Consider the following 25,356-nt stretch of genomic DNA (forward strand, 5'->3'; position numbering starts at 1 on the left):
AATAAAAACAACAAAGGCTCTATCACTCATACTTATTTTACTGACGTTCATGACATTAAACCTATTAATTAAAACTAAAAAAAGTATATTTAGAATACATTATTAACTAACTAAATGTTTTTTAAAGCTATGAATACTTCTAACGACATCTTCATTAAAAGAAAAGCTATAGTAAAAACATATAAAATAAAAGGAACCATTGGTGAAGTTAACAACCCAAAAGCTTTTGTTATACACTTTTCATTAACGGTATCCCCTTCTAAAAATATAGTTTCAGGTATAGTAAAGATTAGGCAAGAAATAAACAAACAATGTATTAAACTTAATGTTGTAGGAAAGATAGAAGCATCTAATTATTATACAAATAATAACGTTGTTCATTTATTTGGTGAGTATTTAGTATCTCTCCCCCCTTTAACTATAGGATGTTATTTAGAAAAGTTTACTGCTTGCTTAGAAGTTGACAATAATTGGAATGGTATAGGTAGTTTTATTAGTGGGGCAAAAAATGAAAATAATATCCCTGTAAAGTCAATTTGATTTTTATTGCTATAAAACGATATCCACCTTTTGTTAATCAATCTTTTATAACCTTTAAAATTACGCTTGCCATTGTTTTTATATCACTTAAGGTAAAATTACAGCTATAACTAGCTATTAATTATACTTTTATATTAACGTTTAACCTACTCAAATGACTACAGTAAAAACTGATCAAAAAAAAGTACCCAAAGAAAATACTGAAGGTATTTCTCCGAAAGTTATTAGCGAATTAAGCAAAGAAATTAATAATATGCTATCTTATGCTATATACAATGGCATAATAATTAATACCCAAATAAATAATTTAATACAAAACAGTAGCGTTGATGATTTAATTAATGCTCATAATTTATTATCCAAAAATATAGCGCCAGCTACGCCAAAATCTATAGAATTTACAAAAAAACTACGTTCATCAGAAAGTGGAAAATCAATATTCAATAAACTACCTTTAGTACGTAATTTAATTTTACTAGCTCTTTTATTTTTAATTCTTTTCATTATTACTGGCTTGTCTCCTAAAGTAAATAATCACTCACTTGATGAAGGCATAATGAATAACAATGGTTTTTCATTACTACTAAATTTAACTTTTCTTTCATCAATATCTGGTTTAGGAGTCTTATTCTTTCTGTTAAAAAAGGTTAGTGACTCAATTAAAAACACAACTCTTGTTGCCGAAGAATCAATATCATATATAGCTCAAATAACATTAGGAATAATCGCAGGATTAATTATGTCAGAAATTATTTCTTTTTATTCCACCGATCCAAAAAACATTGATCTTTTTAGTAAAAGTATTTTAGCTTTAATTGGAGGCTTTTCATCTGATGCAATTTTCAGCGTTTTACAAGGAATAATTGATAGGATTAAATCAATTTTCACCTCTCCAATCATTAAATAAATTTATAAAAAATTTTAGGGGAAATTGGGTAGATACAAACTAAGAACTACTTCAATTTTAAAAGTTTTCTTTATACTTTTAGTTATGATATCTACCCTTATTTTTTTATTAAAAACTTAAAAAATGAAACTATCTATTTTAAAACTTTCTTTTATCTGCCTATTACTTACTGCATGTGCAACTGTGCCTAAATCAACCGTTACGCTAACTAAACAAGTAATTGACGAAGCAAATAGTATGCATAATTTAAATATAAGTTTAGTAAAACAACTTTTTAGTGAGCGTAAAGCACGGTTAAGTAATTTTATTGAAACTAAATATACTCCTACATTAATTAATAAATACAAAAAACTTTTGCCAGATTCAGTAAATTATAAAAACGAATTAAGCAACATTATAAAAAGTATTTTACCTGTTATTGAAACTAAAAAAGATTCTTTAAATAATTTATTAGATGCACAAGAAAAAGTAATTATTTCTAAACTAACTAATAACTATAAAACATATAGTAAAGCATCAACTTCTTTACAAAATTTAATCAATTCTATTGCAAAAGTAAATGCTACAGAAAAAGACGCTTTATTAGCTATAGATAATTTAACTGGCAACAAAATTGATGTAACAAAAGTAGAAGATAATTTGAATGATTTTTTAAACAAAACATCGACTATTTTGAATAAACTAACTCCTTTTGAAAAATTATTAAAATAATATTATGAGCACAATTAACTGGAATAAAATAGCAAATGAAGCAGCCTCACAAACTGACTCTGAATTCAATACACAAATAGCAAGTTTAACTAATTTAAATATTACAGAAGTAGATACATTTATTCAAGAAAGTAATATTTCTAATGCTAATGCATTAAAAGTATTAAAAATAATAGACAATGCTACTGATAATAACAACAGTAAGGCTACTGCTATTTCTACAATTGAAAATGGTGTTAATTTCTTAGTTAAATTAGCTTCAAAAATAGTTTAATCTCTATGAAAACTCCTTAAAACATAAAAACCTTAGAAATAAAACTATATTTTTTGTTCTAATCTAAATTCATATTTCAATTTAAATATGCCCCTTTCAACCACAATTCTAATTCTCTTATTAGGTTTGGTTTGAAATAAATTTGCTATTTCATTAAGTGAATACTCATGAGCTTCCTTACCATTAAGCTGTTTTATAATATCTCCTTCTATTATTCCAGCTTTCTCTGCTGGTGAATCTTTTACAATTTTATTAACTTTATAAGAAGGTTTAAACTTATAACTATAACTTGTAACAAAAGAAACTATGTGTCCCGGTTTAGAATCTTCTTTTCTAGAATATCCATTATGTTTCATTGAGTTCTTCTGTTCTTTTACTAATTCTTCTCCATTATAAATTATCTGTAAACCACTCATATTATAATAAAACCCTTTTTTCAACGATCCATTCTTTTTTAGTATTACTTTTTTATTTGGGTAATCAATCCATACTTTAAATCTTCTTAATATATTTCCTCCAATACTTCCATCTCGCTTTTTAAAACTTCTAGCATTAATTGTTGTAGCTGAATCTAAAAATGAAACTGTTGGTTCTTCTATAATATACTTACCAATTTCTAACTTAGGCACTCTACTTCTTTTACCATAAATTGTTCCACTTAAACCTTCTCCTAGAATATCAACAAAAAACTTTTCAGGAACCTTTATTTCTTCTTTTGACCCTTCAAATAACCATAAAGCATCACTTCCTCCAGAATCTATAAGCATTTTTACAGGTATATTATTTCCTGCACTATCTATTTTTATACTAACATTTATATAAGGTTTATTCCTATAAAACTCTACATCTAATTTTTCACAAGATCGACACTTAGGTTCTTTATACTTTTCAGGTTTATAGAAATATAATTTTTTAGATGAATAATTTATTTTAACTATAACATCTTTTAATAAATCGTATCCTATAACCCCATGAATTGTTACTCCCATTTTTGAAGACAACTTAAAAGTATCATCAACAACAACATAAATATCTTGGCTTGTTCCTAAGATATTATTAACTCTAAAGTTATTATTTCTTGATAAAATAGCTTCTACAGGGTCTCCTACTCCAAGCCCTCTAATAAATACTTTCTTTGTATTATTTAAGGTTAAGCTATCTGTTTTATTTAAATTAAAAAGTATCGTTTTATTTACACCTGTATCAAGTATAAAAGAAAGCTTAACACCATTAACTTCTAATGGAAAAACAATTAAGTTATTAAACAATTCAAATTTAACAACCTGTTTTTTACTTCCTTTAAGAAACTGGAATTTTGATTGTGATTGAATATTTATAGTACATAAAAATAGTAGACATAGTAGAAATTTCTTCAAAAGCATATATTTAGGGATAACTAAATATACAATCATATTTTTACAATAAATAATTTTTGGGATTTTTTTAACCTTATTTTTTCGTAGTAAACAAGCATATATTGTCAAAATAATTTTGCAAATTTGCCCAGTAAACAACTAATTAAATTAAAAATGCCATCTATTTCTATTAAGGGAAGTTCAATGCCTCAATCACCAATCAGAAAACTGGTTCCTTTTGCTGAGGCAGCTAAAAAAAATGGAACAAAAGTATTTCATTTAAATATCGGTCAACCTGATATAAAAACACCTCAAGTTGCCTTAGATGCAGTAAAAAATAATACTATAGAAGTGTTATCATATGCTAGATCTGAAGGCTCTGAACAGTACAGAGAAAAATTATCGAATTATTATATAAATAATGATATTCATGTATCTGCTAATAATATTATAGCAACAACAGGAGGTTCTGAAGCTTTATTATTTACTATTGGTAGTATTACTGATCCAGGTGATGAAATTATTATACCTGAACCTTTTTACGCAAACTATAATGGTTTTTCAACAGCTTCTGGTGTAAATGTAGTACCAGTAATTTCAAAAATTGAAGATAATTTTGCCTTACCAGCTATTGAAGATTTTGAAAAATTAATTACTTCAAAAACTAAAGCTATTTTAATTTGTAATCCTGGAAACCCAACAGGTTATTTATATAGTGAGGCTGAAATTGAAAAATTAAAACAAATTGTATTAAAACACGATTTATTTTTAATTGCCGATGAAGTGTATCGTGAATTTACTTATGATGGTGAAAAACATAATTCTGTAATGTCTTTAGAAGGTTTAGAGCAACATTCAATCATGATTGACTCAGTTTCTAAACGCTATAGCATGTGTGGAGCTAGAATTGGATGTATTGTTTCTAAAAATGAAGAATTTATTAGCACTGCTATTAAGTTTGCACAAGCAAGATTAAGTCCGCCAACATATGCTTTACTAGCTAGTGAAGCAGCTTTAGACACTCCACAAAGTTATTTCGATGAAGTTATTGAAGAATATCAAGATAGAAGAAATACATTAATAACTGAATTACAAAAAATTCAAGGTGTTAAAGTAGCAAACCCTAAAGGAGCTTTTTATTGTATTGCGGAATTACCTGTAGAAAATTCAGAAGATTTTGCTCAATGGATTTTAGAGAAGTTTAATCATAACAATGAAACGGTTATGGTAGCTCCTGCTGGTGGATTTTATTCTACTGAAGATGAAGGTAAAAATCAAGTACGTATTGCATATGTTTTAAATAAATCAGATTTAAAGCGATGTGTAGAAATATTAAAAGTAGCTTTAGAAAAATATAATAGTTAATTGAATATTCAAGAAAATATATCATTAAAAAAGTACAATACGTTTGGCATAAATGTAAATGCCAAACGTTTTGTTTCTGTTAATTCATTATATGAATTAAAAAATATTTTAAAAGAAGAACAAAATGTTTTTATTATTAGTGGAGGTAGTAACATGCTACTCACTAAAGATATTGAAGAATTAGTAATTCATTTAAATTTAAAAGGAATTTCTATTGATCGTGAAAATGATAACTCAGTATATTTAACTGTTAATACTGGTGAAAACTGGCATGATTTTGTTCTTTGGTGTATTTCTTTAAATTATGGTGGTCTTGAAAATTTATCTTTGATTCCGGGTAATGTAGGTACTTGTCCTATTCAAAATATTGGAGCCTATGGTGTAGAGGTTAAAGACACTATTACCAAAGTTGAAGCTCTTGAAATTGAAACTGGAAAATTAGTTATCTTTTCAAATGAAGAGTGTGAATTTGGATATAGAAATTCGATTTTTAAAAATCAGGCTAAAGGAAAATATATAATAACTTCTGTTAGTTTTGAACTTACCAAAAAAAATCATGCCCTAAATACTTCTTATGGAGCTATTGAACAAGAATTAGCTTCAAAAAATATTACTAAACCTAATATTAAAAATATTTCTGACGCTATAATTTCAATTCGACAATCAAAATTACCAGATCCAAAAAAAATTGGAAACAGTGGTAGTTTTTTCAAAAATCCAGTTATTTCTTTATGTCATTTTGAAAAACTTAAAAGTAAGTTTCCTGAAATTCCTCATTATATTATATCAGAAAGCAGTATAAAAATACCTGCAGGCTGGTTAATAGAACAAAGTGGATTTAAAGGTAAACGCTTTGGTGATTATGGCGTACACGAAAAACAAGCTTTAGTTCTAGTTAACTATGGAAACGCAACTGGTAAAAACATATACCAGCTGGCTCAAAGTATTCAAAATACTATAAAAAGTAAATTTTCTATTAATTTAGAAATTGAAGTAAATATAATCTAATACTTAATACCTTTTCTATTATTTTCAACCTTAATTTTGATAGGTTGTAAATTTCTATTTGTAAAAAAAGAGTTGAAAAAAGTTTTAATATTTTTAATTAAGATATTCATTATGCTATTTTTAAGGGGTTAAACTATTTATATGACACAGTTTTTTTTAATCGGTCACTAATATATAAATTAACTTTCTTTTTTTAGCATTTTAATATGTCTTATTAATCTTTTAGTATCTAACCCCAAAGTTCCATTGTAAACTCCTCTTATTCTACCTTTTTTGTCTATTAAAACAAAGTTTTCTGTATGTACAAATGCATTTTCATCTTTTGTTTTAATAAAATCTTCATCAGCAAAATATGCTTTTCTTGCTAAATTATATATTTGATCTTTATTTCCTGTAACTAAATTCCATTTACCAGATATAACATTATTATCTTCAGCATATTTTTTCAAAACACTAACAGAGTCTTTTGAAGGCATTACAGTATGTGATAACAATAAAACATCTTTGTCATTTTTAAATTCTTCTTGTAAAATGCTCATGTTTTTTTCAAGAACAGGGCATATTCCTGGGCAACTAACAAAAAAAAAGTCTGCTACATATATTTTGCCTTCATAGGTTTGTTTTGTTACATCTTTACCATCTTGATTAATCAAATTAAAATTTGGAATGCTATGAATACTTTTATACCTCTCGCTCTCTTTAGAAATCCATTCAGGTGTAAATAATGATGAGTTAAAAAAAGGTAATGTTATTTCTTTATTTACTTTCTTTTCTTTTTTACAAGAAATTACCATTAAAATAAAAACAATAAATAATAACACACCTATTAAATTTTCTAGTCTTACTCTTTTATTTGAAATTTTCATTTGTTGTATTTACAGTGTAACATTTCTTCAATCCTATTAAACCAAACCTATCACTATTTTTAGTAACAAAATTTGCTCTTATTTTTCCATTTAATTCCCACATTTTTTGTGAACCTTCTTCTTTCCCATTTTTATAATTAAATGCCTTAAGTTGTTGACCATTTTTAAACCATTCGTTTACCTCTCCATTATACTCTCCAACATCATTAAAATGATATTCAAATTTTAATTGACTTTCACTCCACCATGATTTATGAATACCTGATTTGTTTCCTTTTGTATAAAAACGTTGTTCAGCTAATACATTATTTTCATAATTTTTTATTTCAATTCCATGCTTTTTCCCATTTTCATAAGTTGTAAAATTGTTTGTTTTATTTATTTTATCGTAAAAAAACATAGTTCCTGTAAATGGAGTATTTTTATAATTTAACACTCCATTCTTCATAGAAAAAAGTTCTTTTTGAAATGAAATAACTTCATTATTAACCTTTACATTTTTACAAGAAATAAAACCTATAAACACTAGAAATATGAAAATATTTTTTTTCATTAAACTTTAATTTATTGAGAAACATTTCCTGGTGTACCATAATAGCCACTACCATTTAAATAAGGATCATCAGAAGTTATATGATAATGATAAATTCCATTAGGAAAATCAGGGGTTACAGAAACATGTCCATGATAATCATCTAAATCTGAATTCGTAATTGTACCACCATTTTCTTCTGGCCCATAAACTGGAAAACCGTCAGCTAATAAACCTAAAAAACTAGATTTCCCTAACTTACTTGTTAGGTATACCGGCTCTATATGATAATGATACTGTCCACTATTTTGAGGGTGTCCTAAATATTGATCAAATGAATTAATTTCATTGGTTAAAGGCTGATTATTAGGACCTGCATATTGATTAAAAAATGCTACTCCATTTAAAGATATACCTATTGGTCCTAATGATGTTGCTTCTTTTATAGTTGCTTCTTTTGGATACAAAGGAATTTTAAATGTTATATTTTGAGCTTGAATAGTATTTGGGTTTTTATTCCAATTAGGATTGGTACCATTATATGCTTCATACATAACGTTTCCTTGCTCCCAATACGGGCTCTTATGATCTGGTAAACCATTCGTTGTAATTTCTAAAAAATCTCCATTTATACTATAGGTAACACCATCAATATTATCAAATTTACTAACTATACTTCTAATATCATATACTGTATCACTTGTTGATTGGTCATTTCCTGAATCTAAATTATCTTCGTCTGAACTACAACCAAAGCTTAAAAAAGCAAAAAGCAACATCATTATTTTATAATTCTTCATATTTTATTATTTTAAATTATTTAAAAATTCTTTTAATTCATCTAACTCTTTCTGATCATTTGTGCTTAAACTACTATCTAACAAATTTGTTCTCTCAAAAAAATCATTACTTAACTTATAAAAAGCTTCATCACCATTAGTAAACTTTATATATTTATGCGTCAGATTCCTGACAGTATATTCATCATTTCCAGAAGTTTTACCATGTTCAGTATATGTAAATCCTCTAAAATTAGTAGTTGAAGAACTTGATAATAACTCTTTAAAACTTTTACTATCATTTAATTCATTAGTTCCAGTATTTGCTATATCAGCTATAGTAGCGAATAAATCAGTAGTGTTTAATAAATTTTCATCTACTTCATTAAATCTTCCTATATTTTTACCAGAAACAATCATTGGAACATTCACTCCTCCTTGATATAAAGTTCCCTTTACTCTTTGTGTTCTATAATCTTGTGCTGCTGCTCCTGGAGTACCATTATCACCTATAAAAATAATTACTGTATTATCTTTTTCGTCTTGAGTCATAGAATTCAATAACCTTCCTATTTCGCTATCCATTGCTTCAATCATAGCCATATAATATGGTAATGGATTAGCATCTATACTTCCCTGATCAGAAGGTAAATTTCCTTGAGAATGCAAATTATTTGGCGGTAAATGAAAAGGAGTATGTGGTGCATTATAGGCCAACCATAAAAACCAAGGCTGATTTTGTTGTTTTACCCAATCAATTGCTAAATCAGTAAACTTAGTTGTTGTATACTCTGTAGAAGCATTTGTGTTTTGATTACTGGTAAAATTCCAATTAGTATATGATTGAACTCCTCCATTTAAAAGACCAGCATAATAATCTATACCCATTTGAGTTGGATGAGAGGCATCTTTAGATAAATGCCACTTACCAATAACAGCATTACTATGACCACTATTTTTATCTTTTAAATATTGTTGTAATGAAATTTCAGAGGTGGGTAATACATCATCAACTTCCATTACTCCTGTTCTAAAACCATATTTACCAGTTAGGATACTTGACCTAGTTGGTGTACAGGTTGGATATGACCATAAGTTTGTAAACCGTATTCCGGTATTAATCATGCTTTGTAAGTTTGGCATATTAGGCTTAACTGTTCCTACATTAAAACCTGGTGTAGCATCTAATCCCATATCATCAGCTATAATAAGTAAGATGTTAGGGCTATTATTATTATTTGTTTGTCCTCCAGAATCAATAACTTGATCAGAACTACAAGCAAAAAAACTTATTAATACTGTTAGAAAAATAAAGTGGAATTTTAACTTCATAATTTTACTTTTATTATATGACCCTTAATTTACAAAATAGTTTAAAAAAGTTTTAAGATAATTTGATTAGTACTTTTAGTATCTTTGCATTTTTAAATCTATTATTTCTTTAGAATGAAGTTAATTTTTGTTACAATCGGATTGTTAGCAATTGCCTTTGCAGGAATTGCTATCAAAATATGGGCTAAAAAAGATGGAGAGTTTGCTGGTACTTGTGCAAGTCAAAATCCGATGCTTAATGAAAGTGGTGAAGCTTGTGGATTTTGTGGTAAAACACCAGATCAATTTGATACTTGTAGCGAGCCAGAACATAACTAAACATCTCTTTTTTCCATGGTATTTACTGTACTATTCTACATTTTTGTAGCGGTTACAGTTGTTCAGGTTATTTATTTTTTATGTTTTTCTTTTTTTGCTTTTAGCAAACAAAAAAAAATAACAACTTCAACCAACAAACCTGTTTCAGTTATTATTTATACAAAGAATAATACTGATGAACTAAAAAAAAATTTACCTTTTATAATTAATCAAAATTATGATGATTTTGAAATTGTATTAATCAATCATGCTTCTTCTGATAATAGTTTAGATTTTATGGAAAAAGTTCAGCAAGAAAACAATACTATAAAAATTGTTAATGTTGAAAACAAAGAAGCTTTTTGGGGAAACAAAAAATATGCGATTACATTAGCTATAAAAGCTGCAAGTAATAATCATTTACTTTTTTTTGATATAAATGGAAAAACCGTTTCTAATGATTGGATTCATGAAATGAGTAAATGTTTACATTCTAATAAAACAATTGTTATTGGTCATAAAAAATTAGCCTTTAAAAAATATTCATTTAGTAATATGTTTTTTCGTTATGCTAATTTTTTCACAACATTAAAAATGTTTTCATATGCTAAATTTGGAAGTCCTTTCAAAGCATATCAAAATAATTTTGCTTACACTAAAAATGATTTTTTTAAAGTTAATGGCTTTATAAACCATATAAAAATTCATTTAGGTGAAAGTGATTTACTTCTAAAAGATATTTCTAATTCAATAAATACTAATATTTCAACATCTTATACTAGTTTTGTTGAAGAACAAAGTATTATTACACTAAAAGATTATTTTGTAGAACAAAGAAAACAAACAGTACTCTTTTCTCATTATTCATTAAGAAATCGTTTTTTATTATCTTTTTTTAATATCACTAAGGTTATTTTTTATTCCCTTTTTATATACTTTTTAATTCAAAAATGTCTAGTAACAATACCTTTTATAATTTGCTATTTCTTAATTCAATATATAATAATAGGTAAAGCTATAAATAAGTTAAAAGAACAAAACTTACTTTATTTTTTACCTATATTAGATGTTTGTTATGTTATATCATTAATTTTTATATTTTTTACTAATAGAATATCTAAACCTACACCTTGGAAATAGATAAAGAAATAATTTTAAAGCATATTAAAAATGCTAAAGAAGGAAGTCAAATTTCATTTAATTTTTTATTAGATAGTTTTTGGGGAAGTGTTTATTATTTTCAATTAAAAAAAACTGAAAATGACAATGATGCAGAAGACATAACTATTCAAACTTTTTCAAAAGCTTTTGATAAAATCTCCTCTTTTAATGAAGAATATCAGTTTAAGACGTGGTTAATAGCTATTTCTAAAAATGTTTTTATTGATTTTATCAGAAAGAAAAACGCTTCAATTTCAATAAAAACAACTACTGAAAAAGAATCGGAAGCTTTTGATGTAATTGATGATTCTCCTTCACCAGAAGATAAAATTATTACAGAGCAAAACCTTGCAAAACTTTTAAGAGATATCAAACAGTTAAAACCTAAATACCAAGAAGTTATAAATTTACGTTATTTTCAAGAGCTAAGTTATAAAGAGATTTCTGAACAAATTGATGAGCCCATGAATAATGTAAAAGTTAAATTACTTAGAGCTAAAAAATTACTGGCAGAGATTATTAAAAAATCATAAATAACGTTTTAATATTTTTTAATTACATTTATCGTGATTTTAACCCCCTGAAAATCATGAAAAAAACATTTTCTTCTTTAGGTCCAGGTCTATTATTTGCTGGTGCAGCAATTGGAGTTTCACATTTAGTTCAATCTACCAGAGCTGGAGCTGAATTCGGGTTTGGCTTACTTTGGGCATTAGTGTTAGTGCATATTTTCAAATATCCTTTTTTTCAATATGGTCCTAGGTATGCTGCTGCAACAGGAGAAACTTTATTAGATGGTTACAGGAAGTTAGGTAAAGGAGTTTTAATCAGCTATTATATTTTAAATTTTGCTACAATGTTTACCATTCAAGCTGCTGTAACAATTGTAACTGCTGGTTTAGCTTCACATCTATTTGGTTTTACAAATGACTTAGTTCAGTGGTCAGCAATAATAACATGTATCAGTTTTTCTATTTTACTAATTGGTAGGTATAAAGTTTTAGATAACTTAATGAAATATATCATTGTTATCTTGACTATTAGTACTTTAATAGCTGTTACTGTTGCTATTTTCAGTACAGATAAAGGTTTTTCTTTTACACAAATTATTCCCTCAGGAACTGCACAAATTACCTTTTTAATAGCATTTTTAGGATGGATGCCTGCTCCTTTAGATATTTCAATATGGCATTCTCTTTGGTCGGTTGAAAAAGACAAAACTACTTACCAAAAAATTAAACCCAAACAAGCTATTTTTGATTTTAATGTAGGATATATAGGAACACTTTCTCTAGGCATTTGTTTTGTAATACTAGGAGCTATGGTAATGTATAAATCGGGTCAAACTTTTTCTAGTAAAGGAACTGTATTTGCTTCACAGTTAATTAATTTATATACTAAAAACTTAGGAGATTATGCACATATCTTTATTGGTGTAGCAGCATTTACAACTATGTTTAGCACTACACTAACAACTTTAGATGCATCGCCAAGGGCTATGACGAAAGCCTCCTCTCTCCTATTTAAAAAGAAAAATAAATTATCTTATTGGTTTTGGATGTTAATACTAGCTCTTGGAACTTATATTATTTTACGCTTTTTTTTAGCTGACATGGGCTTTCTCATCAAAATAGCAACCGTTCTTTCTTTTTTAACTGCTCCTTTTTATGCTATCTTAAACTATATACTAATTACTGGAAAACACACTCCAGAAAAATATAGACCTAGTAAAGAGTTAAAAATACTAAGTATTACAGGTATTGTATTTCTTATTGTATTTAGTATTTGGTTTTTACTTAGTTTCTAAATCTTTTCTTCGTAAATTTGTACTTCAAATTATTTTAAGAAAGAATGGCAAACGAATCGGTTATACTTCCTGAAAGACCAAAAAAACCAAAATGGTTACGTGTAAAACTACCTGTAGGTAAAAAATATACGGAATTACGTGGACTGGTTGACAAATATAAACTGAATACTATTTGTACAAGTGGTAGCTGTCCTAATATGGGAGAATGTTGGGGAGAAGGTACTGCTACATTTATGATATTAGGTAATGTATGTACACGCTCTTGTGGTTTTTGTGGTGTAAAAACAGGTAGACCTGAAACTGTAGAATGGGATGAACCTGAAAAAGTAGCTCGTTCAATTAAGTTAATGAGTATTAAACATGCTGTTATAACTTCTGTTGATAGAGATGATTTAAAAGATGGTGGTTCTATAATTTGGGCTGAAACAGTTGACGCAATTAGAAGAGCAAATCCTAACACTACATTGGAAACATTAATACCGGATTTTCAAGGTGATGAAAAACTAATAGATAGAATTATTGAAGTACATCCAGAAGTTGTTTCTCATAATATGGAAACTGTACGTCGTTTAACACGTGAAGTTCGTATTCAAGCTAAATATGATAGAAGTTTAGGTGTTTTAAAATATTTAAAAGATAGCGGTATGAGAACTAAATCTGGTATTATGCTCGGTTTAGGTGAAACTGAAGATGAAGTTATTCAAACAATGAAAGATTTACGTGGAGTTGGTTTAGATATTATCACTATTGGTCAATATTTACAACCTACTAAAAAACATTTACCCGTAAAACAATTTATAACTCCAGATCAATTTAAAAAATATGAAACATTAGGTTTAGAAATGGGCTTTATGTATGTTGAAAGTGGTGCTTTAGTTCGTTCTTCATATAAAGCTCATAAGCATGCAAGCTAAAACCTAATATTAAATTAGAGATTTCTTAACATTTTAACACTTAAAAGTTAATTAATTGTAAAATATATAAATTTCAAATAATTTTAAGTTTAATATTTATAATTTTGGCACAGAATTTGGAAAACAATATTTGTAAAACAATAGATTTTGTTTTCATTGTGTAAATTATTTGAATTAGTTGATTAACAAAAGCCCGCTCTAATGAGCGGGCTTTTCGTTGTTTTGATATTTTCAATTATTAATTAAATAGCACTAATTATATCATATTTTGTAACTATATGATGCTTTCCATTTTCTAAATCTACTAATACCGCTTGGTTTTCTTTAGTAATTAGTTTAGAAACCTCATCAATAGAAGCCGATTTTTCAACTACAGGATACATAGCTCCCATTACTTCTTTAATAGGTTTATCTGCAATATTCTTATCTTCCAAATAACTATGTAACAAAGCTGATTCATCAACAGAACCAACAAAACCATTAACATCTTTTACTGGAATTTGTGATATTTTAAATGCACGCATTCTTTCAATTGCATGTGAAACTAATTCTTCAGTTTGAATTGTTACTAAAGGCTTATCTATATGAGACTTAATCAAGTCTTCAGCAGTAGTTACTTCATCTTCTAAAAATCCTCTATTTCGCATCCAATCATCATTAAACATTTTACCTACATAACGGCTACCATGATCATGAAATAATACAACTACAACATCATCTGGTTTAAATTCATCTTTTAATTGTAATAAACCTTTAATTGCTGAACCTGCTGAATTACCAACGAAAATACCTTCTTCTTTAGCTATCTTACGAGTATATACAGCAGCATCTTTATCTGTAACTTTAGTAAACCCATCAATTAAGCTAAAATCAACATTCTTAGGTAAAATATCTTCTCCAATTCCTTCTGTTATATATGGGTAAATTTCATTCTCATCAAAAATTCCAGTTTCATGATATTTTTTAAATACAGAACCATAAGTGTCAATTCCCCATATTTTAATATTAGGATTTTTTTCTTTTAAGTATTTTGCGGTTCCTGAAATTGTACCTCCAGTTCCAACTCCAACTACAAAATGAGTTATCTTACCTTCTGTTTGTTCCCATATTTCAGGAGCAGTTTGCTCATAGTGAGCTGTTGCATTTGAAGGGTTATCATATTGGTTTACATACCAAGAATTTGGAGTTTCTTCACCTAAACGTTTAGATACTGAATAATATGATCTAGGGTCATCTGGTTCAACATTGGTAGGGCATACAACTACCTCAGCACCAACTGCACGTAAAATATCCATTTTCTCTTTTGATTGCTTATCTGATATTACAAAAATACATTTGTAACCTTTTACAATAGCAGCCAATGCCAATCCCATTCCTGTATTACCAGAAGTACCTTCAATAATTGTTCCTCCAGGTTTTAAGCGTCCATCTGCTTCAGCATCTTCAATCATTTTTAAGGCCATTCTATCTTTAACAGAATTTCCTGGGTTAAATGTTTCTACTTTAGCCAATACCAAAGCATCTATTTCTTTGGTAACAGAATTTAACTTAACCAAAGGAGTATTACCTATGGTTTCTAGTATATTATTAGCGTAATTCATTATAAGTTATCAGTTTTGTATTGCAAAGAAACAAAAAGTTCTTCTCAAATTAGGCAAACTTAATAGATTTTGAAGGTTGAATTTTTGTTATAATGTATGATGGTATTATTAACATTAAAAAACATAAAATCAATGTTCCTAAGTTTAAAAATAAAATAGACCAAAAATCTATAGATACGGGTACAGTAGATACATAATAATTTTCGGGATTGAGTGTTATTATTTTCAAGTATTTTTGGATACTCAAAAATACTAATCCTATAATATTTCCGTATAATAACCCCTTTAATATTAAATAAGATGCATTATATAAAAATATCTTTCTAATACTCCAATTAGAACTACCAAGAGCTTTTAATATACCAACCATTTGTACTTGTTCTAATATTAATACTAAAAGAGCAGTAACCATATTTATACCAGCTACTAAAATCATTATACCAATAATTACCCAAACATTATTATCTAATATATTCAACCAATTAAATATTAAAGGATAACTATCTACTATTGTTGAACTATTAAGAGTTGAGCCTATTGATGTATAAATTTCATTTCCTTTTTCTTTCAAGGTATCAAAATCATCTATTAATACTTCAAAACCTCCTATTTCATTATTTTTCCATTTATTAAGCCTCTGTACTTCTCGTATATCTCCAATAAGCATTGTTTTATCAAATTGCTCAAAACCTGTATTATAAATACCTACAATTACAGGCTTACGTATTTTAAAAGGTCTTTTACTATTTTCTACACTAAATACCATTTGAACAGTATCTTTTAATGTTAATTCCAGTCTTTTTGCTATTGACTCTGATATTAAAATCTCTCTATTTCTATCAAGTGAAAAATTAGGTAAACGCCCTTCCTTTAAATATTCATTAAAAAAGGTAAAATCATAATCATTTGTAACGCCTTTTAAAATTACTCCTTCAAAATCTTTAGCAGTTCTTATAACTCCAAACTTATTAGCGAAAGTTTGTACATTTTTAATACCCGCTATATTTTTAAACTTAGGGTAAAAATCTTGGTTTTTATCAATTGGAACTATTGAAACATCTGATGTATTATTATCATAGTTTACTATTTGAACATGACCCTTAAAGCCAGACATTTTATCTCTAATTTTTTTCTGAAATCCAGAGCCTATTGATACTGCAATTAACATAATAGCTATCCCTAAAGTAATTGCTATAGTTGCAATTTTTATAATTGGAGATGATATACTATTTTTATACTCTTTACCAGCTACAATACGCTTAGCAATAAACAACTCGAAATTCAAAAGCTATGATTTTTTTTAAGTATACCAAATGTACTTAATAATTTTTGAAGATTTTGATAAAAATTATCTTGAATGAAGAGCTTTCTTTTATTATATTAATAAAAATTGAAATAATCGCATATATTTGAAACTTAAGTAGAATTGAAAAAAACTCAATAATAAGCCTAAGTCTTATTATTAATAAAAGAAACTACAATATATTGTAAAATATAACAAACAAGCTTTAATTTCACTCTTAAATATCATTAAATGAAGCATTATATAAATTACCTATTCTTATTTTTTTGTTTACAATTTACTTCTTGTGCCCAACAAAAGCAGAAAAAAGATTCTCCAATAAAAAAACAAGATGAAACTTTAAAAATTGGAGCAGATAGAGTTAATTTATACCTTTCTATTTTAAAAAACAAAAATATTGCTATTGTTGCAAACCAAACTTCTACAATTACCACTTTACAGCGTGCTGAAGTTTCTAAAAACGTTATGGGATCAAAGAGCGTAACGCAACACTTGGTTGATTATTTACATAGTTATAATACTATTACCGTTAAAAAAGTTTTTGCTCCTGAACATGGTTTTAGAGGTAAAGCAGATGCTGGTGAAGTTATTGTTGACGGAATTGATACTAAAACTAATTTACCTATAATTTCTTTATATGGTAAAAATAAAAAGCCTAGTTCCGAACAATTAAAAAACATTGATTATGTTGTTTTTGATATACAAGATGTTGGTGTTCGTTTTTATACCTATATTTCAACATTACACTACGTAATGGAAGCATGTACTGAAGCAAATATTCCCGTTATAATATTAGACAGGCCCAATCCTAATGCTCACTATATTGATGGACCTGTTTTAAGTTCTAAACATAAAAGCTTTGTAGGAATGCATCCTGTTCCTGTTGTTTATGGAATGACTATTGGAGAGTACGGAAAAATGATTAATGGAGAGAAATGGTTAAAAAATGGAATTAAATGTGATTTAACTGTTATTCCTCTTGAAAACTACACACATAATACTGAATATAAATTACCTATAAAACCATCACCTAATTTACCTAATCAAAAATCTATTAACTTATACCCTAGTTTATGCTTTTTTGAAGGTACAAATGTATCAGCAGGTAGAGGTACTAATAAACAATTTCAAATTTATGGGTCTCCATATTTAAAAAATTTAAATTTTAGTTTTACACCTCAACCTAATGAAGGTGCTAAGTATCCAAAACATAAAGAAAAATTATGCTTTGGTGAAAACCTAGAAGAAACCGAATATTTATCTAGTTTACAATTAAAATGGCTGCTTAAAGCTTATAAACAAACTAGTGAAAAAGAAAAATTCTTTAATCCATTTTTCACAAAACTTGCTGGTACTGAATTACTGCAAAAGCAAATAGAAGATGGTTTGAATGAAGAAAAAATCAGAGATTCTTGGAAAAAAGAATTAAACAGTTTTAAAAAAATTAGAACTAAGTATTTACTTTACAAGTAACTCCATTAAAACAAATTAATGATTTATATTTTAAATAGCATAAAAAAAGAAGTTATAAATGGCCTCTTTTTTTATGCTATTTATTTTCATAATATATGCTTGTAATTAATTCTATAAATTTACAATACTCTTTCTTTTATTTCTTATTCAGAAATACTATAAAACAACTGTTCTTCTTAGTAAATAGAGTTTATTTTTTTTTATCGTTTCATTTAAATTTTATTAGTTAAAATGAGAGTCTAAACAATATCATGATAAATATCATAGTAATTATTTCTTAATACTTATAAATTTATCATTCACCAAAGTGATATCTAATTTAAATTCTAAAGATGAAACATTTTAAAAACCTCTTCTTATTACTACTAATTACAATCTCACTTAATAGTTGTAATACAGCACAACTTATAGAACAATGGAAAAACCCAGAAATAGATAGTTTATCAATTTCTAAAGTATTAATTGTAGGTTTAACACCAAACATAGAGGCTCGAAAAAAATTTGAAAATCAATTAAAAAAAGAATTAGAATCAAGAGGAATAGAAGCTGTTATAAGCCTAGATGTATTTGAACCTTCATTTAGAATTGAAAAAAAGTCAAAAGAAGAATTAAAAGTTATTGAAAATATTTTGACTACAAACTATTTTGATGCTGTACTATTAAGTAAAGTAAAAGGAGTTGAAAACAGAGTTATATACTCTAAAAACTATATAAGTAAAGAATCTTTAGATATTAAGTTTAAAGAAGACTACTACAACCATCAAGAGATAATTGAAAACCCTAAGTATTATGAAAAATATAAAATTTATAATGCAGAAACGTCGCTATATTGTATTTGCCCTACAAAAGATAGAGAGTTAATTTGGAAAGGAAGTATTGATATAATCGACCCTAAATCAGTAGATAAAACAGTTGACGACTATATAAACTTATTAATGATTGCTTTAGAAGAACAAAATTTATTAAGAAAAAAATAAAATACCATAGATTTTTATAATAAAATCTATGGTATGTATTATTTAATCTATAACTCTATTCTAATGTTTTCTAATACTATTTCTGAAACCTTTTTCAACTTATCCTCTTCGTAAAGTTTATCTATAGTTTTAAAATCAATCTCTTTTTTTAAAGGTTTATAATTGTTATAATCTAATAAACGAATTCCTTCTACCAAATGTTCTTTCTTAATATCTCTAAATCTAACTCCTCCTTCATTCGTATGATATTTATAAGCCAAATACTCTAAATGAAACGTTTCTTTATTAAACCAATATAAAAACACATCGTCAAAATCATCTCCTCCTCCTTCTTTATTAAATGTTACCTGAATCTTATAATAACCTTTGCCTTTAATTGAAACTGGTTCTAGTAATTTTTTATTTACTGCTTTATCATTTAAACCTAAAGGTAACACAGAAAAATAGTGTACCGAATTTACTGAATTACTAAATCTATTTTCATCCTTATCTGATAACACCACCGGCTCGTTATTTTCATAACGCTTAAACCCGTTATTAGATAATACATCCTTAACTGTTAATGTATCAGATTTAGCAATTTTCGTAAATACATAGTTCCCGCTATTTCTTTTACCTTCATATAGCTTTCCTCTAAATGTAAAAGAAAGTGTTGCATTCTTAATTTTATTTACTCCTGATTTTTCTAATGATAAATCAATAATTTGTTGTGCTGTATACTCTGGTTTACAGGCAACAAATACATACAATAATAGTAGTGAAAAATATTTCATAAAGTTTTGTTTGGTTTGGTCGTAGTTATAATTCAAAATTACAAGAAAGTTTACCTAACACAACATAAAATTCTGTTAATAAAAAACTGCCCATTTAGGGCAGTTATTAGTTACTATTCATCTGTTAGAGTTTTCATAAAAGCTACAATTTCTTTTATTTCTTTATTTGATAACTTTAGTTCATCAAAAGGTAATGTTTGGTTTGGTAAATTAAAACCTAAACCAACTCCTCCTCCCTTGTTATAAAAGTCTACAACCTCTTCTAGTGTATTATATACTCCATTATGCATATAAGGAGCAGTTTTAGCTATATTTCTAATTGTAGGGGTTTTAAAAAAGTGCTTTCTTTCCTCTGTATTATATAAATAAAACCTTCCTAAGTCTTTACTTAATTTAGTAGTATCAATATCTGGAGTTCCTATGGCTTCTAATTCTGTATCATTATAATTTGGTGGCACTGTACCGTTAAAAACAGGAGCAAAATGACAAGTTGCACACAAAGCTTTTCCCATAAATAAATTAAACCCATTTTTCTCTTCTTCTGTCAAGGTATTATCTTCACCTCTTATGTTTTTATCAAACTTAGAATTAAATGTATTTAGTGTTCTTACATAAGATGCAATCGCATGTCTGATATTATATCCTATACGTTTATTCTTATACAATTTTTTAATTTTCAACTTATAAGAATCATTATTTATAACTCTTGCTACAACTGAATCCATAGACATATCAAACTCGTTATGGTTTTTAACAACACCTACAACCTGACCTTCTAAACTCCCTGCTCTAGAATCCATAAAAAAACCTCTTTGATATGTAGCATAAGTAATCGTTGGAGTATTTCGAGTTTGATTTTTATCAAATACTCTTTTTCCATCAGCAAAACCTAAATCTTTTACATGACAAGTAGCACAAGACATATTAATTTGTTTAGAAAGAGTAACATCATTAAATAAGCTTTTACCAAATTTTATTTTTTCATTTAAAAAAGTAGTATCGCTTTTTAAATCTGAAAAATACGTTTTATTTAATGTTCCTTTTGAAAAAAGAGAAGTCATCGTATTAGATAATGCCATTTCAAAAGGAAACTTAACTTTCCAATCTTCTTGAATTTCCACTAATAACTTTAATTGCTTAGGAATGGTATTTTTAATAAAACTAAACCTATCAAAAGTATCAAAATCATGTGTCAAGTCTAAGTTAGCTTTATCCATCAACTTTATAAATCTTTTTAAAATATCTTTAGAAGAGAATTTTGGTTCACTAATTTTAAGGATATCTAAAATAGTTTTATTCGTATATTTTGATTCATTTAACGACTCATTTAAAACTGGAGAATCAAAACCTGTAATACCAGTAGTAGCTATTCGTGTAATATGTTCACGTAATAACCATATTATATGGTAATCTTTTAATTGTAAGTTTAAGTTATTTTTAATCAACTTCAGCCTAGCGTTGGTTACATTTACTAAATTTGTTAATGCTAAAGTATCTAAAGAATCTTCATACAATGTTTCCTCTATAACTTGAAAACCAATTGGGTTTATTACTCTAGTATCTAAACTCTCTTCACCTTTTACTATTAAAATATTAGGAGCATTTAATGATTTATAGTTATTCTTATCAGAATAAGCTAAAATAGGTTCAAGAAATTTAAAATTCTTTCTCGCATTTATATAGTACTTCTTTTTATCCTCTATATTTTCATGTGTATTTATACTGTCTAAATAATTAACTGTTGATAGTAAATGCTTTTTATAAAGTTTTTGTATTTCCTTATTTATTACATTAATACACTCGTAATTATCTTTCTTTTCATCACATGAAATAATTAAAAGCAAAAGACATACACAAAGGTATGTCTTAGCTTGATACAAACTGTTTTTCATAAAATACTATCTATCTAATCCTGTAATTATATGTAAAACAGATCCTTCTTTTCTACTATTAGCTACATCAGAGTTTGCTAATGGATCAGTAAATGCTGTTCCATCTGCAGGATCCCAACCATGATTTTGAGTAATAACCATAAAAGTATTTTTCCCTGTGTTTACAACATCAGTAACATCTATCATTCCTGTAATTTCCCAAGCTTTTCCAGTATTACCATATCCTTTGGTTGCTGCATAATCTTGATTACACTCTAAAACTACTTTTAACTCTCCAGTAGTTAAGTTATACTGATATAATCTTGCATAATGATTTTTTTCAGCAACATCAAAGTATCCATTTGGATCTTCTTGTATGTATGCATAATTCTCAGTAATTAAAATATTATCAGGACTATGAAAATCTTTTGCCTTTCCAGTTAATTTGTCTCCATCTAAAATACACGTAATTTTTGCTGCTCCTGTAGGATCATTTTCATTTAATACTACTTTATAAATACGTCCATAATAAGTACCTTTATCTTTTAAACCATCTTTTCTTCTTCCTGTAACACAAAAATAAATTTCTCTATTATTTTTAGCAGAACCTCTTCTCCAATCTATGTCCTCTAATCTAGAGAATCCCATTACACCTTTAGTTTTAGCCTCAGTATCTAAAGCATTAATCTCCTTTTCAGCTAATTCAACAAATTCAGCATTATATTCAACACCTTCATTCATATCTACTTCATAATTAATTCCTGCAGATGTTACTTTTAAGCCATATAACTTACCACCATTTAAGTCTCCTTGATTTCCTACATACATACCTAATTGACCTGAAGGTGTATTATTATCACTATGGTCATCACCTATGAAAACAACAGTTTTACCTGCATAAGCATCTTTTCCTATTGCTACTGCATTTTCTGTAGACCATTGTCCCAAAGCTGTTAACATAGTAGCACTTCCTGCTGCACTTGCATTTTTTGTTGGATCTGTAGAAAAAATTCCTTTTGAAGAACCTCCCCATTCTCCACCAGACAAATACAAAGGACCAAATCCGTGTTCTTGTGGTGTTATTAAAGAACCTGAACATTGTGCTGTATTTCCTGTAGCTTGAGCATTTAAAATATAATCTCCTGAAGTTGGTCTTAATTTTTCATTTAACTTAATTCTTGCAATTGAATAATCTGCCTCAATATTATTAATTAATGTAAAACTTCCATCAGACTCTGCTAATAAACCAGCACCATCAGCCATAGACCCATACACAAAATTAGGACTATTTGGTATTACATCTTCCGATGATAAAATCGGAGTAATTTTTAAATGAGAAAACTGTCCTGTTACTTTTAAAAAGTTAGGTGTTTTTGATGCTGTTAAATATACTGATGAATTTGAACCATCTGTTCCATTATTTCCATCCTTACCATCTTTTCCGTCAATTCCATTTACACCATCTATTCCGTCTTTACATGATATAAATCCCCCTATGATACATGTTAAAGTAGTTAATGCAATTTTACTTAAATTTAATTTCTTCATTATTCTCTATTTGTTTAGCTTTAATAATTCCACAAATCAACACCTATGAAATTACCTTATCCTTATCTTAGCTTTAAATTCATATAAGCTAAAGGTTAACAACTTTATTAAAACATGAATAACTAGAATTACTCTAAATAAGAATACTTTTAAACAAAAAAAAACGTCAATTATTGACGTTTTTTTACCCTTTCATACCCATATAAATATGGAAAAATATAAAGAATCCTCACTAATACTTAAGCAAAAATAATTCAAATAATGCTTCGATTTAAACAATGAGAAATTCAGATTCTTTATAAAGCTTTTTCATAGAAATTTTCCCCGACGACTCCTAGTATTATTTTTTTACATTGTTTATTTTAACCTTGTTTGATTAAGATTTTTAGTATGACACAAAGATATTTAGACTTTTTCTTATTGTGGTAAGTCAATGACTTACTTTTAGTAAGTCATTGACTTACTTTTTACCATTTTTACATACTTATTTACCATTATTAACTAAAAAGAACTTTTTAATCTTTTAAAAACCAATATATTTGCTACCGAAATGAAAGAAATGAATACTCACATATCACCAAAAGCACTAACTAACAGTCGTCAATTTCAAGGAATTGATGAAGTAATTGTATTAAAAAAGGCGCTATATGTATATTCTAGTAATTATTTTAAGATGAAATAACCCTAAAAATTTAACTATACATAAGCGTCCAAGTAAATTTGGACGCTTTTTTTTATATTTTTTTTAAGCATAATGATGAAAATTTAAATACATAAAATATAATTGAACTTGAATACTAAGCAATTGAACACTAAAACATTGCATACTCAACTATAACTTAGAGACTCTCTGAGAAGGAATCCTACACTTAAAAAATACACATAAAACACTGTAAAACAATCATTTAACAATGAATAAAGTTTGTATATTCCAAAAAACAATATAATATTTGCACCATCAAATAAAATGAATAATTAAATAATAACCATATGTATTTACACAGAAAGATAAGTAATGAGTTTGTTTGGCTAAATGGAGCAGGTTCTGGCGTAGTAATAAATAGGGATGCAATTTGTAAAATAAAATATAGAAAAGTGAGGTAACAAAACTCACATACTATACACAATATACCAAAGGCGTCTTTTTAACAAAAGATGTCTTTTTTATTACAGAAAAAACAACTAAACATCCAAACTAAACAGTAATCCATTTTAAAAATGTTAAAATACGTGAATTTATTGCCTATATCATAAAAAAAATGTATATTAGGTATATGAAAAATTAAAAAATGCTATGAGAACATTAAAATTGCACATACTAAATGAAAAAGGACGTTTACTCATCCAAATGCAACGCTTACTAAAATTACGAACACCGTAAGATTAAAACCCACTAATTTAGGGTTCAAATCAACTAGCGTCATTTCAAAATTACAAACGCTTCCTAATTTATCGACAAAGTAGAATTTACATGAAGTCTGTTGTACTCAATAGGCCTTATAAGTAATACATCTTCATTAAGCTGGCATTCGCCTGCTATTAATTCTACTAACATTCTCAAATTCTGAGATGTATGGTTATGCCGTTAATTTAAAATTAACGCATTAACACTATCGAAAAACATTCGATGTAACTATTGCTGCATATGCGGCATGGGAAACTAATGTCAACTATTAAAATTGAAAATTATGAAAACTTTAAAAACTATTCTAGGTCTAATTGCTATACTATTAATAACTACTTCTTGTACTGATTTAAGTGAAGATTTAACACTACAAGACAAAATAAAGAAAGACAACATTACAAATACTATGAAACCAGATAATTTACCTTCTGATACTGGTGGAACTCCAGGTAATGGTTCTAATCAAGATACTGGTGATGGTGGTGATGGTAATGATGATGGAGGAAAAGGAAACTAACTTTATATAAATTTAAGCCTTTAACAAATGTTAAAGGCTT

General features: G+C 27.3%; 25 protein-coding genes. 15 read left to right on the forward strand and 10 right to left on the reverse strand.

Annotation, left to right across the window (positions count from 1 at the left end):
* Positions 1-129 precede the first annotated feature (129 nt).
* From BLV71_RS14895 to BLV71_RS14910, 4 genes are all read left to right on the forward strand, one after another.
* Positions 130-540 (forward strand): DUF1842 domain-containing protein, encoded by a 411-nt coding sequence (locus BLV71_RS14895; protein ID WP_176974414.1) that lies wholly within the window; start codon positions 130-132, stop codon positions 538-540.
* 154 nt (positions 541-694) lie between these two features.
* Positions 695-1,447 (forward strand): hypothetical protein, encoded by a 753-nt coding sequence (locus tag BLV71_RS14900; protein ID WP_093871313.1) that lies wholly within the window; start codon positions 695-697, stop codon positions 1,445-1,447.
* A 123-nt stretch (positions 1,448-1,570) separates the two neighbouring features.
* On the forward strand, positions 1,571-2,158 hold the full coding sequence (locus BLV71_RS14905) for a hypothetical protein (RefSeq protein WP_093871314.1): 588 nt from the start codon (positions 1,571-1,573) through the stop codon (positions 2,156-2,158).
* A gap of 4 nt (positions 2,159-2,162) precedes the next feature.
* Positions 2,163-2,432: a hypothetical protein gene (locus BLV71_RS14910; protein WP_093871315.1), complete on the forward strand. Its 270-nt coding sequence runs from the start codon at positions 2,163-2,165 to the stop codon at positions 2,430-2,432.
* Between the two features lie 44 nt (positions 2,433-2,476).
* On the opposite strand, the gene BLV71_RS14915 is transcribed toward BLV71_RS14910, so the two are convergent.
* Positions 2,477-3,814 carry an aspartyl protease family protein gene (locus tag BLV71_RS14915; RefSeq protein WP_093872053.1) on the reverse strand — a complete coding sequence of 446 codons (1,338 nt, stop codon included), beginning with the start codon at positions 3,812-3,814 and terminating at the stop codon, positions 2,477-2,479.
* 147 nt (positions 3,815-3,961) lie between these two features.
* On the opposite strand from BLV71_RS14915, the gene BLV71_RS14920 reads away from it, so the two are divergent.
* The gene (locus BLV71_RS14920; protein ID WP_093871316.1) at positions 3,962-5,152 is read left to right on the forward strand and encodes a pyridoxal phosphate-dependent aminotransferase; all 1,191 of its coding nucleotides are present in this window, start codon (positions 3,962-3,964) and stop codon (positions 5,150-5,152) included.
* Positions 5,153-6,160: a UDP-N-acetylmuramate dehydrogenase gene (murB, locus tag BLV71_RS14925; protein WP_093871317.1), complete on the forward strand. Its 1,008-nt coding sequence runs from the start codon at positions 5,153-5,155 to the stop codon at positions 6,158-6,160.
* 179 nt (positions 6,161-6,339) lie between these two features.
* Here the strand turns inward: murB and BLV71_RS14930 are convergent, their stop codons facing one another.
* The 4 genes from BLV71_RS14930 to BLV71_RS14945 are packed head-to-tail and all read right to left on the reverse strand — an operon-like array spanning position 6,340 to position 9,669.
* Complete coding sequence (locus BLV71_RS14930; protein ID WP_176974415.1) at positions 6,340-7,026, reverse strand: SCO family protein; 687 nt, start codon at positions 7,024-7,026, stop codon at positions 6,340-6,342.
* Positions 7,010-7,579, reverse strand: a complete 570-nt coding sequence (locus tag BLV71_RS14935) for a toxin-antitoxin system YwqK family antitoxin (RefSeq protein WP_093871318.1) — start codon at positions 7,577-7,579, stop codon at positions 7,010-7,012. Before BLV71_RS14935 ends, BLV71_RS14930 begins: the two co-directional genes overlap by 17 nt.
* 11 nt (positions 7,580-7,590) lie before the next feature.
* Positions 7,591-8,358, reverse strand: coding sequence for a YHYH protein (locus BLV71_RS14940; protein ID WP_093871319.1), 768 nt, complete (start codon positions 8,356-8,358; stop codon positions 7,591-7,593).
* 6 nt (positions 8,359-8,364) lie between these two features.
* A complete protein-coding gene (locus BLV71_RS14945; RefSeq protein ID WP_093871320.1) occupies positions 8,365-9,669 on the reverse strand; it encodes a sulfatase-like hydrolase/transferase in 1,305 nt (434 codons plus the stop codon).
* Between the two features lie 114 nt (positions 9,670-9,783).
* Here BLV71_RS14945 and BLV71_RS14950 point away from each other — a divergent pair, with 114 nt between their 5' ends.
* The 5 genes from BLV71_RS14950 to lipA are packed head-to-tail and all read left to right on the forward strand — an operon-like array spanning position 9,784 to position 13,848.
* A complete protein-coding gene (locus BLV71_RS14950; protein ID WP_093871321.1) occupies positions 9,784-9,987 on the forward strand; it encodes a membrane or secreted protein in 204 nt (67 codons plus the stop codon).
* 15 nt (positions 9,988-10,002) lie between these two features.
* The gene (locus tag BLV71_RS14955; RefSeq protein WP_093871322.1) at positions 10,003-11,106 is read left to right on the forward strand and encodes a glycosyltransferase; all 1,104 of its coding nucleotides are present in this window, start codon (positions 10,003-10,005) and stop codon (positions 11,104-11,106) included.
* Positions 11,097-11,660, forward strand: a complete 564-nt coding sequence (locus BLV71_RS14960; RefSeq protein WP_093871323.1) for an RNA polymerase sigma factor — start codon at positions 11,097-11,099, stop codon at positions 11,658-11,660. Before BLV71_RS14955 ends, BLV71_RS14960 begins: the two co-directional genes overlap by 10 nt.
* Before the next feature lie 56 nt (positions 11,661-11,716).
* The gene (locus BLV71_RS14965; RefSeq protein ID WP_093871324.1) at positions 11,717-12,934 is read left to right on the forward strand and encodes an Nramp family divalent metal transporter; all 1,218 of its coding nucleotides are present in this window, start codon (positions 11,717-11,719) and stop codon (positions 12,932-12,934) included.
* 44 nt (positions 12,935-12,978) lie between these two features.
* The gene (gene lipA / locus BLV71_RS14970; protein WP_093871325.1) at positions 12,979-13,848 is read left to right on the forward strand and encodes a lipoyl synthase; all 870 of its coding nucleotides are present in this window, start codon (positions 12,979-12,981) and stop codon (positions 13,846-13,848) included.
* 242 nt (positions 13,849-14,090) lie between these two features.
* Here lipA and BLV71_RS14975 read toward each other — a convergent pair whose 3' ends face one another.
* Together BLV71_RS14975 and BLV71_RS14980 are read right to left on the reverse strand one after the other, a co-directional pair.
* The gene (locus tag BLV71_RS14975; protein WP_093871326.1) at positions 14,091-15,449 is read right to left on the reverse strand and encodes a pyridoxal-phosphate dependent enzyme; all 1,359 of its coding nucleotides are present in this window, start codon (positions 15,447-15,449) and stop codon (positions 14,091-14,093) included.
* Between the two features lie 49 nt (positions 15,450-15,498).
* Positions 15,499-16,734 (reverse strand): ABC transporter permease, encoded by a 1,236-nt coding sequence (locus tag BLV71_RS14980; protein ID WP_093871327.1) that lies wholly within the window; start codon positions 16,732-16,734, stop codon positions 15,499-15,501.
* A 249-nt stretch (positions 16,735-16,983) separates the two neighbouring features.
* Here BLV71_RS14980 and BLV71_RS14985 point away from each other — a divergent pair, with 249 nt between their 5' ends.
* Together BLV71_RS14985 and BLV71_RS14990 are read left to right on the forward strand one after the other, a co-directional pair.
* Entirely contained in the window at positions 16,984-18,225 is a 1,242-nt protein-coding gene (locus BLV71_RS14985; protein WP_093871328.1) for an exo-beta-N-acetylmuramidase NamZ family protein, read from the forward strand.
* A 332-nt stretch (positions 18,226-18,557) separates the two neighbouring features.
* On the forward strand, positions 18,558-19,202 hold the full coding sequence (locus BLV71_RS14990; RefSeq protein WP_093871329.1) for a hypothetical protein: 645 nt from the start codon (positions 18,558-18,560) through the stop codon (positions 19,200-19,202).
* Between the two features lie 47 nt (positions 19,203-19,249).
* Here the strand turns inward: BLV71_RS14990 and BLV71_RS14995 are convergent, their stop codons facing one another.
* From BLV71_RS14995 to BLV71_RS15005, 3 genes are all read right to left on the reverse strand, one after another.
* Complete coding sequence (locus BLV71_RS14995; protein WP_093871330.1) at positions 19,250-19,975, reverse strand: DUF6503 family protein; 726 nt, start codon at positions 19,973-19,975, stop codon at positions 19,250-19,252.
* 113 nt (positions 19,976-20,088) lie between these two features.
* A complete protein-coding gene (locus BLV71_RS15000; protein ID WP_093871331.1) occupies positions 20,089-21,867 on the reverse strand; it encodes a cytochrome-c peroxidase in 1,779 nt (592 codons plus the stop codon).
* 6 nt (positions 21,868-21,873) lie between these two features.
* Complete coding sequence (locus BLV71_RS15005) at positions 21,874-23,394, reverse strand: PhoX family protein (RefSeq protein ID WP_199488219.1); 1,521 nt, start codon at positions 23,392-23,394, stop codon at positions 21,874-21,876.
* Positions 23,395-23,953: 559 nt separating this feature from the next.
* Here BLV71_RS15005 and BLV71_RS18910 point away from each other — a divergent pair.
* Together BLV71_RS18910 and BLV71_RS15010 are read left to right on the forward strand one after the other, a co-directional pair.
* On the forward strand, positions 23,954-24,076 hold the full coding sequence (locus BLV71_RS18910) for a hypothetical protein (protein ID WP_255405213.1): 123 nt from the start codon (positions 23,954-23,956) through the stop codon (positions 24,074-24,076).
* Positions 24,077-25,082: 1,006 nt separating this feature from the next.
* A complete protein-coding gene (locus tag BLV71_RS15010) occupies positions 25,083-25,316 on the forward strand; it encodes a hypothetical protein (protein WP_093871332.1) in 234 nt (77 codons plus the stop codon).
* The last annotated feature ends 40 nt before the right edge of the window (positions 25,317-25,356 follow it).

The organism is Tenacibaculum sp. MAR_2010_89 (assembly GCF_900105985.1).
Classification (GTDB): domain Bacteria; phylum Bacteroidota; class Bacteroidia; order Flavobacteriales; family Flavobacteriaceae; genus Polaribacter; species Polaribacter halocynthiae.